15 protein-coding genes and 4 pseudogenes are annotated in these 14350 nt (G+C 59.7%); 10 read left to right on the forward strand and 9 right to left on the reverse strand.

Annotated features, from left to right (window positions below):
• Nucleotides 1-105: 105 nt before the first annotated feature.
• The gene (locus J2046_RS18495; RefSeq protein ID WP_210054336.1) at nt 106-531 is read right to left on the reverse strand and encodes a VOC family protein; all 426 of its coding nucleotides are present in this window, start codon (nt 529-531) and stop codon (nt 106-108) included.
• 468 nt (nt 532-999) lie between these two features.
• Between J2046_RS18495 and J2046_RS18500 the strand changes: the two genes are divergently transcribed.
• The 3 genes from J2046_RS18500 (at nt 1000) to J2046_RS18510 (ending at nt 2933) form a co-directional block, all read left to right on the forward strand.
• Nucleotides 1000-1584 carry a GNAT family N-acetyltransferase gene (locus J2046_RS18500; RefSeq protein ID WP_210054338.1) on the forward strand — a complete coding sequence of 195 codons (585 nt, stop codon included), beginning with the start codon at nt 1000-1002 and terminating at the stop codon, nt 1582-1584.
• A 294-nt stretch (nt 1585-1878) separates the two neighbouring features.
• Nucleotides 1879-2340: a mobile mystery protein A gene (locus J2046_RS18505; protein WP_210054340.1), complete on the forward strand. Its 462-nt coding sequence runs from the start codon at nt 1879-1881 to the stop codon at nt 2338-2340.
• The gene (locus J2046_RS18510) at nt 2337-2933 is read left to right on the forward strand and encodes a mobile mystery protein B (protein ID WP_210054341.1); all 597 of its coding nucleotides are present in this window, start codon (nt 2337-2339) and stop codon (nt 2931-2933) included. Before J2046_RS18505 ends, J2046_RS18510 begins: the two co-directional genes overlap by 4 nt.
• A 33-nt stretch (nt 2934-2966) precedes the next feature.
• On the opposite strand, the pseudogene J2046_RS18515 reads toward J2046_RS18510, so the two are convergent.
• Nucleotides 2967-3142: pseudogene (locus J2046_RS18515) on the reverse strand (DDE-type integrase/transposase/recombinase); the annotation flags it as partial.
• Here J2046_RS18515 and J2046_RS18520 point away from each other — a divergent pair.
• Nucleotides 3142-3357: pseudogene (locus J2046_RS18520) on the forward strand (DNA-3-methyladenine glycosylase I); the annotation flags it as partial. The pseudogenes J2046_RS18515 and J2046_RS18520 overlap by 1 nt on opposite strands.
• Here the strand turns inward: J2046_RS18520 and J2046_RS18525 are convergent.
• Complete coding sequence (locus tag J2046_RS18525) at nt 3354-3890, reverse strand: peroxiredoxin-like family protein (RefSeq protein WP_210054343.1); 537 nt, start codon at nt 3888-3890, stop codon at nt 3354-3356. The pseudogene J2046_RS18520 and the gene J2046_RS18525 overlap by 4 nt on opposite strands.
• A 59-nt stretch (nt 3891-3949) precedes the next feature.
• Between J2046_RS18525 and J2046_RS18530 the strand changes: the two genes are divergently transcribed.
• A complete protein-coding gene (locus tag J2046_RS18530) occupies nt 3950-4735 on the forward strand; it encodes an AraC family transcriptional regulator (RefSeq protein ID WP_233469974.1) in 786 nt (261 codons plus the stop codon).
• 209 nt (nt 4736-4944) lie between these two features.
• Here J2046_RS18530 and J2046_RS18535 read toward each other — a convergent pair.
• A pseudogene (locus J2046_RS18535) lies at nt 4945-5046 on the reverse strand (IS6 family transposase); the annotation flags it as partial.
• Between the two features lie 284 nt (nt 5047-5330).
• Here J2046_RS18535 and J2046_RS34255 point away from each other — a divergent pair.
• The 4 genes and pseudogenes from J2046_RS34255 to J2046_RS34145 all read left to right on the forward strand — a co-directional run bounded on the left by J2046_RS34255 (nt 5331) and on the right by J2046_RS34145 (nt 8802).
• Nucleotides 5331-7556: a methyl-accepting chemotaxis protein gene (locus J2046_RS34255; RefSeq protein ID WP_210054347.1), complete on the forward strand. Its 2226-nt coding sequence runs from the start codon at nt 5331-5333 to the stop codon at nt 7554-7556.
• A 156-nt stretch (nt 7557-7712) separates the two neighbouring features.
• On the forward strand, nt 7713-7922 hold the full coding sequence (locus tag J2046_RS18545; protein WP_233469983.1) for a plasmid pRiA4b ORF-3 family protein: 210 nt from the start codon (nt 7713-7715) through the stop codon (nt 7920-7922).
• Nucleotides 7923-8024: 102 nt separating this feature from the next.
• Nucleotides 8025-8383, forward strand: a pseudogene (locus J2046_RS18550) (ATP-binding protein); the annotation flags it as partial.
• Nucleotides 8384-8673: 290 nt separating this feature from the next.
• Nucleotides 8674-8802 carry a hypothetical protein gene (locus J2046_RS34145; RefSeq protein ID WP_267950849.1) on the forward strand — a complete coding sequence of 43 codons (129 nt, stop codon included), beginning with the start codon at nt 8674-8676 and terminating at the stop codon, nt 8800-8802.
• Between the two features lie 252 nt (nt 8803-9054).
• On the opposite strand, the gene J2046_RS18555 is transcribed toward J2046_RS34145, so the two are convergent.
• A complete protein-coding gene (locus J2046_RS18555) occupies nt 9055-9546 on the reverse strand; it encodes a RidA family protein (protein ID WP_210054350.1) in 492 nt (163 codons plus the stop codon).
• Nucleotides 9547-9595: 49 nt separating this feature from the next.
• Here J2046_RS18555 and J2046_RS18560 point away from each other — a divergent pair, with 49 nt between their 5' ends.
• On the forward strand, nt 9596-10261 hold the full coding sequence (locus tag J2046_RS18560; protein ID WP_210054352.1) for an aspartate/glutamate racemase family protein: 666 nt from the start codon (nt 9596-9598) through the stop codon (nt 10259-10261).
• Here the strand turns inward: J2046_RS18560 and J2046_RS18565 are convergent.
• The 4 genes from J2046_RS18565 to J2046_RS18580 are packed head-to-tail and all read right to left on the reverse strand — an operon-like array spanning nt 10230 to nt 14350.
• Nucleotides 10230-11435 (reverse strand): amidase, encoded by a 1206-nt coding sequence (locus J2046_RS18565; RefSeq protein ID WP_210054354.1) that lies wholly within the window; start codon nt 11433-11435, stop codon nt 10230-10232. The genes J2046_RS18560 and J2046_RS18565 overlap by 32 nt on opposite strands.
• 17 nt (nt 11436-11452) lie before the next feature.
• Complete coding sequence (locus J2046_RS18570) at nt 11453-12433, reverse strand: ABC transporter ATP-binding protein (protein ID WP_210054356.1); 981 nt, start codon at nt 12431-12433, stop codon at nt 11453-11455.
• On the reverse strand, nt 12430-13479 hold the full coding sequence (locus J2046_RS18575; RefSeq protein ID WP_210054358.1) for an ABC transporter ATP-binding protein: 1050 nt from the start codon (nt 13477-13479) through the stop codon (nt 12430-12432). Before J2046_RS18575 ends, J2046_RS18570 begins: the two co-directional genes overlap by 4 nt.
• The gene (locus tag J2046_RS18580; RefSeq protein ID WP_210054360.1) at nt 13466-14350 is read right to left on the reverse strand and encodes an ABC transporter permease; all 885 of its coding nucleotides are present in this window, start codon (nt 14348-14350) and stop codon (nt 13466-13468) included. The genes J2046_RS18575 and J2046_RS18580 overlap by 14 nt, the downstream gene beginning before the upstream one ends.

A 14350-nucleotide genomic window follows, 5' to 3' on the forward strand; every position in this document is an offset into this window, starting at 1 on the left:
CGAGCCACGACAGAGAAGAGTGCTGATCCTGAATGGTGTGTGCGGCGATGCCGGGAACGATATTCAGGGTCCCGATTAGGCTTTAGAGCGAAACCGGGAGAGATATCAACTTTTTCTTTGACGAGAAATGAAGATCCACTGAACGCCAAATTTGTCGTAGAACTGCCCGTACGTCCCGATTGGAAAATCGTGCAATTCTTGCAGTCTTTCGTTATTTTTACCATCCTTGAGTTTGTCAAACACGGCTTTCATCTCGTCGCAGTCGTCGCCGTTGACGAATATCGCGAAGGTATTTCCCTGTATCGGATCAAATTCCGGGGAGGCCATCCAGTCAGTAGCCGATATCTCAATATTCCCGCTCATTAGATGCGCATTGATGACTCTATCGTGCTTCTCCGGCGGCAAATGATCCCTCATGGGACTGTCACCCAGCTTGGTCAACGTCAGCTCGCCGCCAAGGCATTTATGATAGAAGGTCATTGCCTCAGCACAATTTCCATCGAAAAGAAGAAATGGTGTACAACGCAACATGCGCTTTACGCTCCTTCAATTAAAATATACCGCCTTCGACAGGCCCCCAGATGCGCAAACAAGCGGCGATTGGGGCAATTCGAATATTTCTTCAACCCGCCCAACACCTGTCTCTGCTACTTCAGCATTCCGTCCACCAGCCCGACCGAAAGCCAAGCAGCCCAAGCGCAAATGTCAAGGACATGAGCCGAAGATCCATGCTCAAGCTTATGATAAAGCGGAATGGACCACATCGCTGTTCGCAGGTCCGGCTACCGTAACCCGGGTTGTCAAAATCGCCCGAAACATGCCAACCAGCCATCCCAACGACTTCTCTTGGCTCCTGCCGAAAGCCAGAATGGACCGAAGCGAACCTGGAGCCGCTGAGCCAACAGCAACCGGTATCGCTCCCACGCCATCCGGGTTACAATGCGTAGCTGACAACAGACGCAGACGCCTCGTCGGGACCAACCACGTCAGGAGGGCAGCGTGAAATCGCCAACAGCGAGAGTTATGGCCGCGGCCGAGGAAGATCTGGCGATCGAAACGGTCATGCTGGCGTTTGCAACGGATCCCATGGCGCGATGGACCTGGCCGCATGCACACCAGTACCTTGCAGCCATGCCGCGAATGATCCGGGCCTTCGGGGGCAGCGCGTTCTCCAACGGAAGTGCCTTTTGCACCGACGGCTGCGCCGGGACGGCGCTGTGGCTATCGCCCGGCGTGCATTCCGATGAGGAAGAGCTTGGTGCAGTACTCGAGAGCACGGTTGCGCGCTCTCTTGCCCCCGAAACCACGGCCATATTCGAGCAGATGGCGACCTACCACCCGACCGAACCACATTGGTACCTGCCCCTGATCGGCGTCGACCCGGCGCATCAAGGCGAAGGTCACGGCGGCGCCTTGATGGCGTACGCGCTCGCGCGGTGCGATCGCGATCACGCGCCAGCCTATTTGGAATCCTCCAACCCGCGCAACATTCCGTTCTACCGACGCTACGGCTTCGAACTGCTCGGCGCGATCCAGGTCGGTTCGTCGCCGACGCTCGTCCCGATGCTACGGGGCCCTCGTTGAGCCTGAGTTTGATCAGATAGTCTGTGGCATACGGGCCTAGCGTGCGGCATAGCTGCGAAATGAAGATGGAACAGACCGGCGAGACCGTTTGCCGGCGGGCGCCTAACGCGACTTTGGCAGATTAGCCGACGGTTAACGATACGGATCAGGCTAGGGACTGATACGAATGGATAGAAATCAGACTACAGACTGCTACCATAAGAAACTTAAGCAGCCCACAGGTTGATATAGAGGAGTTGAAAATCAGCCTATAAGATGATAAAGCTGAATTAAGATCAGTTTGTAGGCTGAAAAATGAAAAATGACACTCGCAAAAGAGCACGGGGACGGCTCGACGAAAGACTTCAGGCGCTCCAACCAATTGATCGGTTTCGGGCACCGCCGAAGGGATGGATACGAGCGCTACGCGACGCCCTCGGCATGACGGGTGCGCAGTTGGGCGCGCGCATTGGAGTCCGGCCGCAAACAGTTGAAGCAATCGAAAAGTCGGAAGCAGCCGGAACGATCCAACTCAATACCCTGCGCCGCGCCGCCGAGGCACTGGATTGCACGCTCGTCTATGCCCTTGTTCCCAACAGCTCGCTTGAAACCGTTGTCGAGACGCGGGCGCGCAAGATTGCAATACGCGAACTCCAGCGCGTCGCGCACACGATGCGTTTGGAAGCCCAGGGAACGGACAATGCGGATTTCGAATCTCGCGTCCAGGCATACATCCGCGACAGGCTCTCTGAGCGCGATCTCTGGAACGAAGTATGACAGATCTTTTCCGGGAACCTGAAGACGCGACGCCGCTTGAGCCGCAGGAACGAGAGGGTTTGCTCCAGACCTGGATCACTCACCGCCGCGACCTCAACGAAGCGGAAGAAGAAAACATTGTCGAGGGTGTGGCTTGGGCGCGTGGCCGGCGGCGCTTGCCACCCGAGCGGATGCTCAGCGAAGACTTCATGCGGACATTACATAAGCGGATGTTCGGTGATGTCTGGCAGTGGGCCGGCACGTTCCGGACGACGGAGCGCAACATCGGCGTTCAGGCTTATCGTATTGCAATGGAGCTCGCGAGCTTATTGAGCGACATCCGTTACTGGATTGAACACAAAACTTTTCCGCCGGATGAGATAGCAATCAGATTCCATCATCGCCTCGTCGCCATTCACCCGTTTCCGAACGGAAATGGACGGCACGCACGTCTCGCGGCCGACCTCCTGATGGAGCGGCTTGGCGGTGAACCTTTTACTTGGGGCGGTGGCAGTCTGGCCAACGTTGGCGAATTGCGGGCACGCTACGTCGCGGCATTACGCGCCGCCGACAATCATGACATCGCTCCGCTTCTGGAATTCGCGCGCAGCTGAGCACAAAAAATTCCCAGTTTCCGTCTGTTTCATCTCCGCCCATTCCATCAGGTTGCCGCTGACGTATTCGGCCCATTATCGACCCTGATCGCCATCGGCTTGCCGCGTCATTCGATGATCTGGTTCAGGCTGCGGATGACGCGCTCGGCAGGCAGCGAGAAATCCGCCTCGATGCCAAGCCCCTCGTGGTTGAAGTCGTCCAGGATATGAGCGTTCACCTCCACAGGCGGCGTCGGTGTCGACCCCGTCTATCGCCATGTTGAAAGATCTCAAGAGGCGCGGTTGGTCCTTCGTCGGCTCCACCACCCTCTATGCTTTCAAACAGGCGATAGGCCTGATCAACGATCACGCGGAGAGCTGTGTCATCAGAGACAAGGCAGCCAGGGCAGCCTTTCGGCGTCCGACTGCGACCAGGAGGACTTAAACCGCACCCGTATATTCGCCTCTCGCCGGATAGTCGTTCTTGATCACGAAGTCCAACGCCTGCACCATCTCGGCGAAATTCGGCCGCGCAAACGGCATGGATTGCACCGAGAGCCAATAGACGGTTTGGTCCGGCCTGATCAAGAATACACCCGGTTCTGAGAAAAGCTCAGGTTCCTCGATGCCGATCGACGTCTTTCCGCGCGAGGCGGAAATATAAAGACCCCATTGCCGGGCCACGCTCAAGGACAGGCCGTAACCGATGCGCAGGTGTTCGGCACCAATCTTGTCGGCCATTTGCCGGGCGCGTTCCTCTCCGTCGGAACTGATCGCAATTGTGCGCACGCCGCGCTCTTGGAAGGCTGGCGTCAGCCGTTCCAGCTCTTTGAGGTAATTTGCACAGATGGGGCAATGAAGGCCGCGGTAGAAGCACACGAGCGTCATGAGCGATGGGTTTTCACTCGTGAGGTCGAACTCTCCATGCTGAAGAGTCTTGACGGTCAAATTGGGGGCCAGTGTCCTCGGGACCAACATCGATAGCTCCTTCAGGTGAATTTTCCGACGCCATGTTGACGCCACAGTCTCATCATTCCATGATCACGATCATTATTGGTCCGGAAATTATGATCGAAAGTCCGAAAACTCTCCCGAAAGTCGACCGCCTAACGGCCTTCTTCGACGCGTTCGAGCTGGAAATCTCGCTGGAACCGCCGCCGATCAGCGATGGCCGTGCCCGGCTGTTTGTGATTGGAAAACCAGGTGGCCCTGTCGAACGGATCGTCCTTCACCCACGCAGCGACACGCCCCCCGAGCCGTCGGCCTTGATAACCGCGGCGGTCGATTTCGAGGGGGCGCATAACCCGCTGATGAACGCCTTGCCGGACCGGGTCGTCGTTGTCGTCAGTGACATTCCTACCCTCCGTGACACCGCGGCCGCCTTCATGGCGGAGGCGCTGGAATTGCGTTGCGGCCGCAGCGCCGCCCTCAACCGGCTTTGCGAAGTCATCGTCCTGCTTATCTTGAGGTCGGCGATCGACCGCGGAGCGACCGGACCAGGTTTGCTCGCGGGTCTGTCCCACCCCGCGTTACACCGGGCGTTGGCGGCAATGCATAATGCGCCAGCGCAAGCCTGGAACAGCAATGACCTTGCTGTGGCGGCGGGGATGTCACGAAGCCATTTCATGGCCCTGTTTCGCGACGTGGTCGGCACGACGCCGCAGGCTTATCTGACCGGATGGCGTCTCATTCTTGCTCGCCGAAAGCTCGCCGGAGGAGCAAAGGTTAAGGCAGTGGCACGTCAAGTCGGCTTTGGCAGCGCAGCGGCCTTTTCTCGCGCATTCTTTCGGAAATTCGGGGACTGGCCGTCAGTCCGGTCGTAGGCACGATTGAGGTTGCCGGCACCGCTGGTCTTAGCGTGCCATCTGGGGACCAAGGTTGCAGAGGTTGTTTCGTTGCGTCCAAGCTCCGCCGCCTTGATAAGTGTCGAACCGAAGCCCCTTAGATCACGCGCACTTGCCAAAACAAGCTTGTGCGAGGCCATCCACTCCCGCAGGGATTGTTCAGGCTCTACGCCTGAAAGCTGCAGGGACAGACTGAGTGGAAAACGAAAATAGAGCCACACGGCTTGAGCAATCACTTCAGCTGGAAACCGGTGGCGGCGACAAAGGCGATCACGAGTGAATTGGGTCATGCCGAAAGATCGCACAGGCCGATCGCCGACTGGTTAACTTTACGGCCCCGCTTCGTGAGCTATTGCTGCTTTCTTCGCCTGGCCGTGCTGCGCGCTTCAGCACAATCGATGAGGATCCGGAACGCTATGACAGAGCGGACCGGCGCGATACTGTCAGATAAGGCCTAAAGCCTACCGGATAAGCCGATCGGGATAGTGGCAAAGATTCTTCGTTCAAAATTAAGTAAAACTCAAAGTTTTCGACGCTCTACTTTTGTTTACTCGAAGAGGTTGGGGAAACAACAATGAGCAACGGAAACATCAAGCGGCCGATCTGGATCCGCATCACGTTATATGGGTTTGCAGCGGTATTGTTTGCGAGCGTCACCATCGGTGGGCTTGCATGGTACCGGCAAAGCATGTCGAGCGAGAAATCACTTGAGAAGGAATTGACCGCTGACTTGCATGTCATCCAGACCGACATGGATGCACAAAAACGCGCAGCCGCCTCGCTCGCCTTAGCTTTGGCCGGCGATCCGCAGATCGCCGATCTCATCATCAACAATGACCGCCCTGCCCTGCTTGCAAAATACGCGGCAAGCCTGCCTGCCGTAAAACAGCAAGGTCTGCAGCTGATCACTTTCAGCAATTCCGGCGGTGTCGCTTTGGCCCGAGTCCACTCGCCCGAAACCTTTGGCGACGATATCCGGGGCCGCCGTAAGATGATCGTGGCAGCGCTTGCCGGCACGCTTGTGGCCGGCATCGAGCCTGGCCGCACCTCTGTCAATATGTTTGCCTCCGCGCCGGTAATGAAGGCTACTAAGGCGGTGGGTGTGGTCGACGTCGGCACGGCACTTGCCAACGATTACTTCAAGCCGCTTGCGGATTCCGTCAATGCCGAGGTCGCCGTACATATCATTCAGGAGGGAAAGTTCACCGTTCAGGCTTCGACTTTTCCCGACAAGCCGATCCTGTCGGAGCAGCAACTCGAGGCCGCAGCGAACGGAGAGAAGATTCGTGTCCGTGCGCTACGCAACGGCGTGGACTACGAGATCGCCGCAGTGCCGTTCAAAGACTTTTCCGGAAAGACGATCGGCGCGCTTGAGATCGCCTCGGATGTGACACCAATCGTTGAGGCCTCACAGCAGGCGCTGTGGATGACAGTCGTCGCTACCGTCGTGGTCTCCCTGCTGTCACTGTGCGGTTTTCTTCTGTTTGCTCGTTCGCTTGCAGGCGCTATTCGCAAGGTCACCGATATCATGGCCAAGCTTGCATCAGGGGACACATCCGTGAAGGTCGAGGGGCAAGGGCGCCCCGATGAGATCGGCGCCATGGCGGGTGCGGTCGAGGTCTTCCGCCAGAACGCCATCGAGCGCATCCGGCTCGAAGAAGAAACGGAGACGAACCGCAGTCTCTCGGAGCACGAGCGGATCGAGCGCGAACAGGAAAAGGCAAAGCAGGGTGCCGCGGTGCAGTTCGCCGTCGACAATCTGGCTGCGGGTCTGGAGAAGCTTGCCGACGGCGATGTGTCCTACCGGATCAATCAAACCTTCTCCGACACCCTTGACGGCGTGCGTAACGATTTCAATAGGTCAGCGGAAAAACTGGAGGAAGCTCTCACCCGCGTTGCTCAGAACGCTCGGGGTATCGAAGCGGGTGCCAATGAGATCAAGTCCGCCGCCGATGGTCTGGCAAAGCGGACCGAACAGCAGGCCGCCGCCGTAGAGGAAACAGCCGCTGCTCTCGAGGAGATCACCACCACGGTGAAGGATTCCACGAAGCGGGCGCAGGAGGCAAGCGAACTGGTCGCACGCACCAAGGCCGGCGCTGAGCAGTCGGGTGATATCGTCCGTAGGGCCGTCGGCGCCATGGAACGGATCGAAAAGTCCTCATCTGAAATCTCCAACATCATCGGCGTCATCGACGAGATTGCATTTCAGACCAATCTTCTTGCACTGAATGCCGGCGTTGAAGCCGCCCGCGCCGGCGAGGCCGGCAAGGGATTTGCTGTTGTCGCGCAAGAGGTCCGTGAACTTGCACAACGCTCGGCGAATGCCGCAAAAGAGATCAAGGCACTGATCACGACCTCCAACGGGCAGGTCGAGGAAGGCGTGCAACTTGTCGGCCAGACAGGCAGGGCGTTGGAGACGATCGTGTCGGAGGTCCAGGAGATCAACCGGCATGTGGCCGCCATTGTCGAAGCGGCGCAGGAGCAGTCGGCCGGTCTTCAGCAGATCAACACAGCTGTCAACCAGATGGACCAAGACACGCAGAAGAACGCTGCCATGGTCGAGGAAACCACCGCTGCCAGCCATACGCTTGCAGCTGAGGTCGCCTCACTTAATGAGTTGCTCGCGCAGTTCCGGCTGACGGAAAGCGGTTATCAGTCATCCGCACCCTCGATCCGCCCCATCACCGCTCACGCCGCTCCTAACACTTCTCCCGTCCGGGCACTCGGCCGTAAGATTGCTTTAGCCTTCTCAGGTAATGCCGCCGTCGACACTACCGGTGATGAGTGGCAGGAGTTCTGATAACGATCTCACTCAGCAAACTTTATGCCTTCAGAATTAGGCACGATAGGGCCAACAAGGAGAGAAAGAAAAAGCGTGGGGTGTTACTGGTAGTCCGACTGAGAGAACGGCGATAGACTTGTCGCGGTAGCCCACTGTACCGGATTGGATTGGAGCATGCCTGACGCCGAAATCGGCTCATCGGGTGGAGCCAGCGGTTCGATCCTGCAACTGAAGGTCCGCCTGCTCGATATGAGCTCGATGGTCTGGAGGCGTGTCCTGATGCCGGCAGCCATGACGTTGAAGGAAGTGCATGGCGTCTTTCAGGTGGTGCTGGGGTGGTGCAGCCTTCACCTTTATCAGTTTCGCATCCACGCCGTGCATTAGGGGATACCGGCATGACTGGGCATCAGGCCGTTGCGGGACTATTGGTAAGCAATGGCTTAGCTGGTCGTCCGGATCGTGCCGGCACCCTGGCCCACTGCTTGCGTCGGCTTCACCACGGCGGCCGCGCTGGTCAGCGAGATGATGGAGGCGTGTGATGAGCGGCGTCTTTTCCGGTTCCAGAAGCAGATGGCAGCCTACAAGCTGCTGATCATAGACGAACTGGGGTTCGTGCCTCTGTCAAAACCGGGGCGGAGCTGCTATTCGAGCTGATCTCTCAGCGCTATGAGCGCACTGCCACCCTGATCACCAGCAATCTTCCCTTCGACGAATGGACGGAAACTCTGGGATCCGAGCGTTTAACCGGCGCTCTGCTCGATCGCATCACCCACTACGTCAATATCCTTGAAATGAACGGCGACAGCTATCGTTTCGCCCAGAGCCGCGCCCGAGAGGCTGGCTGAAATCCTCCTTAAAAAACCGCCGACTTTTGCTCCGCCCGTGGCCGGTTTTTACTCTGCCGTTGACAGTTTCGGAATGACGCCGCTCCGATTTCGGGTTCGCGGCGCTAGTCAAGCCTCTTGCGGGTTCATTTCTCCAGCGACGACAATGCGCATTTCCCGCCCCTGAAGTAGGCAGCTCTATGATAGCTCCGGCGGTCTCCTTTGTCGTCCGCATGTTCGAGCGACTTCAAACAGCTGTTCGATTGTGGCCGTTAGATCAACTACCCACTTCGCCGCAGCTAACGGCGCTGATGGATCCCCATACAGCGGCCGAACTCGATCTCGACCAGATTTGGTCCCTGGTCGACGATCTTCTGGCCGCCCATGGCGACTGGCTGCCGGATTGGGTTCGCACCAGGCGTGAAGCCCGCGTGGCATGATGCGACCCGGGCCGCGGACGCGTGGGGGGATCACTACCCCATCTCAAAGTTGGAGCGGTTTATTGCTCTACCGAATCTGCCGGGATTCCCGTCAGGACGCCAGTTGACCTTCCGCACCATACTTTGGACGGTCGCCATTTCGACGTTGAGCATCGCTCGGGCAGCTATCCCGGCTACCTTCATCGTTAAACGGATGAAGGTGCTGGATCGCATTGCGCATCCCTGTATTTTTGAAGGACGCAAGAGGAGGCCTCACCGCGGCTTGGATAGCGCACCAAGCTCGACGATGGCATCAATCTCGACCAGACCGTTGGCCGGCAGGCTCGACACGCAGACCGCCGTGCGAGCGTGCCGGCCCGCCTCGCCGTAGAGATGGATGAAAAGCTCGGACGCCCCATCGGCGATCTTTGGGCCGTCAGGAAAACCAGCGGGGGCGGAGATGAAGGCGCCGAGCCTTACCACGCCGGCAACGCGGTCCAGAGAGCCGGTTGCGGCGCGGATATTGAACAGGAGGTTCAGCGCGCACATTTCCGCAGCCTTCTTGGCTTCGGCAAGATCGTAGCCTTCCCGCACCGGACCGAAATATTGCGGCACGCCATTCCATTCGCAGATCTGCCCGGCCAGGAACAGGAGATTGCCACTGCGCTTGTAGGGCAGGAAATTGGCGCGCGAAGGCGAGGAAGCCGGCAATTCCAGCCCGAGCGTCCTCAGTTTATGTTCGACTTGATCGGTTCCGGTGCTCATGTTAGCCGTTCCTTCTCTTCTTTTGGCCTCTCAAACGATAGAGAGGGTTATGCCGGTTCTTCTGTTCAACCCGAACACCAATGCCGAAACCACGGCGTCGATGGTGGACATCGCCTCTACGATTGGCCTTGCCGTCGAGGGGCGCACGGCGGCCTTCGGCGCTTCGATGATCGTTGAGCCGAAAGCGCTTGCGGTCGGCGCGAAAGCCGTCCTTACGCTGCTGGACGAGGCGCTGGCCGGGCCGGAGCCCGTCGATGGCATCATCGTCGCCGCCTTCGGAGATCCGGGGCTTGCCGAAATGCGTATCCATCCGGAGGTGGTTCGGTGCGGCATTGCCGTCTGCGGCATCGGCGAGGCGAGCTTTCTCGAAGCGGCGGCAGGCGGGCGCCGCTTCGCCGTGGCGACGACCACACCGGCACTCGAAACGTCCATCGCGGAGGCAGTGGCAACAACCGGGCTGAGCGACCTGTTTCTCGGCAGCTTCTTCACACCAAGCGACCCGTTTTCGGCAGTCGCCGATCCGGCCCTGCTGGTCGATCTCTTGAGCGATACCGTTGTCAAGGCCGTACGGGCGGGTGCGGAAGCAGTCATCATCGGCGGCGGACCGCTGGCGCGTGCCGCGGCCGCCCTGAGCTCGCGCCATGCCCTTGCGATCATCGAACCCGTTCCGGCAGCGGCACGGCTCATATCGGCACGGATCGCGGCAAAGGGCTGAGGCCGCCTTTCGCCAGACGCGCAGCGAGCGCGATCAACGATTGGTCGCAACCGCGCGGGCCGATCAGTGAAACGCCATAGGGTGCGCCATCGATGCGGCCGGCAGGCAGCACGACCTGTGGCAGGCCGGACATGCCACTGACGCAGAGCAGGCGCATGGCAAGGTGCCGGAAGCTTTCGAACACATCATCCGCTGCGTCGAGCTTGAAGGGTGCGTCATGGACCACGGGTGCCAGCAAAACGCCATCGATGCCAAGCAGGGCATCGAGATGGGCACGGAACGTTGCGCGAACACGTCCCCCCGCTTCTTCGTCCGCATCCGTAAGGGACCGGGCATGAGCGTAGCGGCTGTCTATGCCGCGCGCCAACGGCATGCCGCTTTTCTCTATATAAGGCACGATGGAGCGCTTGGCATCGCAGCCTTGCAGAATGCGGTAGGCTTCGTAAAGGGCATCCGCCCCGCCTTCGGGATAGACTGAAGCCGACGCAGCCTCCAGCCCGCCGAACATGTCGTCATAGACGGCGCGCTGTCTAGGGCCGAGCCGTTCGACCATATCGGCCGGTCTCAGGAAGCGCGGGTCGTCCGGCAGGGTTACCGTGTCATCGCCAAGCAAGACAGCGCCGGCGCGGATGAATGTTCCAGCGTCGCGCGCGAAAAAGCCGCAGGTGTCGAAGCTTGCTGCCAGTTCCATGCAGCCATCGAGCGGTATGCGTCCGTGTGTAGGACGCAGTCCCCACAGACCGCAAAAGCTCGACGGCGCGCGCACCGAACCGCCGGTATCCGTGCCTATGCCGATATCGGCCAGGCCGGCGGCGACCGCCGCCGCCGAACCGGAGGAGGAACCGCCCGGAATGCGGTCGGACGCAGCAGAGTTTATCGGTGTGCCGAAATGCGCGTTCATGCCGTAAAGCGACCAGGCGAGTTCGTCCGTATGGGTCTTGCCGACGAAACGCGCGCCGGCATCGAGCAGGCGTTGTACGGGGGGTGCGTTTGCGCCCTTCACGTCGCTTTCGGCAAGCTTCATCGGGCAACCGCAGCCGGTGCGATACCCCGCAACGTCGAAGAGGTCCTTTACGGCGAATGTCAGGCCGGCAAGCGGTCCTTCTGCCGTATTGGGGACTTCGACGGCCGGATAAGGCATGAAGGCTCGAACGGGGTCGCTTTTCAGCAACATGCATTTTTCCTTTGTATTCAATCGGCTGTAGCGCCGTTTTCAAGAAGGCAGGCAACGCGACGACCCGGGCCAGGCACGAAGAAGGGCGGCAACCCTTTTTCGCAGGCTGGCAGGGCGTTCGGGCAACGCGGCGCGAACTGGCAGGTGACCGGTTCGGTTTCGAGGGAAGGTGGCGCGCCCGCAATGGCTTCGAGCCGGGTTCCCTTGGCAACATTATGCAGATTGGCTGAAAGCAGGCCGCGCGTGTAGGGATGGCGCGCGTCGCGGATGATATCGCGCGTCGACCCCTCTTCCACGATGTTGCCGGCATACATGATGGCCACACGCTCGGAGATTTCCACCGCAACGCCGATATCGTGGGTTACGAAGATGATGCCCATGCCGAATTCGCGCTGAAGTTCGCGCAGTAGAAGCAGGATCTGGATCTGTACCGTCGCATCGAGCGCGGTGGTCGGCTCATCGGCGAGCAGGAGCTTTGGCCGGCAGGACAGGGCAAGCGCGATCATCGCTCGCTGCCGCATACCGCCCGACATCTCGTGCGGATAGTTCTTCAGCCGCCGTTCGGGCGAAGGAATGCGTACCTTCATCAGCATGTCGAGCGCGACTTCCATCGCCGCTTTCCGGCCGATGCCACGATGGCGCATCACGGTCTCTGCGATCTGGTCGCCGATCGTATAGACCGGATCGAGCGCCAGCGCCGGCTCCTGGAACACCATCGAGACCTCGCCGCCGCGATAGCTCGACAAGCGCCTGCCGGAAAGCGTCATGATATCCGCGCCGTTGACGCGAATCGAACCGTCGATTTGCGTCCGCTTTGGCGGAAGAAGCCTCAGCAGCGCCTTCAGGGTCACACTCTTGCCGGAACCGGATTCACCGAGCAGACCGAGCATTTCGCCCTGTCCGAGCGAGAGATTGAGGCCGTTGATGGCATGAACCGTTCGCTCGCCATCAAAGCGAACGTTGAGATCGCTGATCTCCAGAAGGGGAGTGTCGGTCATGCACTGGCCTCCGCGCCGGCGAGGGAATGGCCCGAAGCCGGATCATGCATGTGGCATGCCGCCAGATGATCCGGATGGTTGCCGAAAGTCGCAAGCGCAGGCTTTGCGCCGGAGCAGACATCCTCGGCGAAACGGCAGCGGGTGTGGAAGCGACAGCCCGAGGGCGGATTGACCGGGTTCGGCGGATCGCCGGAAAGCGGCGGTTCCATCGTGCGGTTGTCCGGGTCCATGGATGGCATGGCGGAAAACAACGAAGCGGTATAGGGATGCGCCTGTTTTCCGTAAATCGCCTCGACAGGTCCCACTTCCACGACTTCGCCGAGATACATGACCAGCACGCGATCGGAGATGAAGCGCACGACGTTGAGGTCGTGCGAGATGAACACATAGGTCAGGCCGAACTCGTCCTTGAGGTCGCAGAGCAGGTTCAGCACCTGTGCTTCGACCGACTTGTCGAGCGCCGAGACGGCTTCATCGAGAATGACGAGGCGCGGCGACATGGCAAGTGCGCGGGCAATATTGACGCGTTGGCGCTGGCCGCCAGAAAGCTCATGCGGATAGCGGTGAGCAAAGCGGTTCGGATCAAGCCCGACCTTGCCGAGCAGGTCACGGGCCCGGCCGAGCGGATCGGCAAGCCCCTGCACCTTCGGACCGAAGGCGATGGTTTCTTCTATGGTGAGCCGCGGATTGAGCGACGCGTAGCTGTCCTGGAACACCATCTGCACGGATTTGCGCATGTCCCTCAGCGAAATGGCCGAGCCGAGCGCATCGCCGTCAAAGACGATGGTGCCGTCATCCAACTCGATCAGGCCGATCAGGAGCCGGGCCGTGGTTGACTTGCCGCAGCCAGATTCGCCGACGATGCCGAGCGTTTCTCCCTTGTGGACTGCGAAGGAAACGCCATCCACAGCATGGACCGTGGCCGTTTGTCGGTTGAGCAGGCCCGAACGGATTGGGAAATGCTTTGTCAGGTTCTGGGCGAGAACGAGTGGCTGGGCCGGGCCGCCACGGTCGCGGTTGTCCCGCAAGGTGTCAGTCTCTGACATTCATGGCGCTCCTCAGTCCGTCGCTCAACAGGTTGAGGCAGAGCGAAGTGATGAAAATCATGATCCCCGGCAGCGCCGCCACCACGGGATTGACGTAGATGGCTGTACGCAGCGTGTTCAGCATCAGGCCCCATTCCGGCTCCGGCGGCTTGACGCCGATGCCGAGGAATGAAAGGCCCGCGGCCAGGATCATGCAAACGCTGGTGAGGCTGGTGGCATAGACGAAAACAGGGCCTAGAACATTGCCGAGCACATGCACGCGCACAATGGTAAACGCATCGCCGCCGGAGGCCTTCGCCGCATCGATGTAATCGAGCGAGCGCACGCTCGACGTCACGCTTTCGGCGACACGCGTGATCGGCGGAATGAAGACGATGGTGAGCGAAACGAGGCTGTTGACGATGCCCGCCCCGAGCGCGCCGGAAATGGCAATCGCCAGAAGCACGGAAGGAAAGGCAAAGAATATGTCGACAACGCGCATGATGACGGTGTTGACGAAACCGCCGACATAACCGGCAGTGACGCCGAGCGCAGCACCGATGAAGAAGGCGAAGACAACCGGCATCAGGCCGACATAAAGGGTCAGCCGCCCGCCATAGATCAGACGGGCAAGCATGTCGCGACCCTGCTCGTCGGTGCCGAGCGGCAAGCCTTCGGTGCCGACCGGCCGCAGGCGTTTGATCATGCTGCCCTTATAGGGATCGGCGAGATCGAGATAGGGCGCGAAAATCGCAGCGAGGATCAGAACAAGGAGAATGACGGTGCAGCCGACCGCAACCGGATCGCGTGAAAAACGCTTGAGAACGCCACTCCAATAACCGCGCCGTCCTGAGGTCGATGCGGAAGCTGCGAGAGCGATTGCCGTGCTCAT

The sequence above is a fragment of the Neorhizobium petrolearium genome (assembly GCF_017873175.1).
GTDB lineage: Bacteria > Pseudomonadota > Alphaproteobacteria > Rhizobiales > Rhizobiaceae > Neorhizobium > Neorhizobium petrolearium.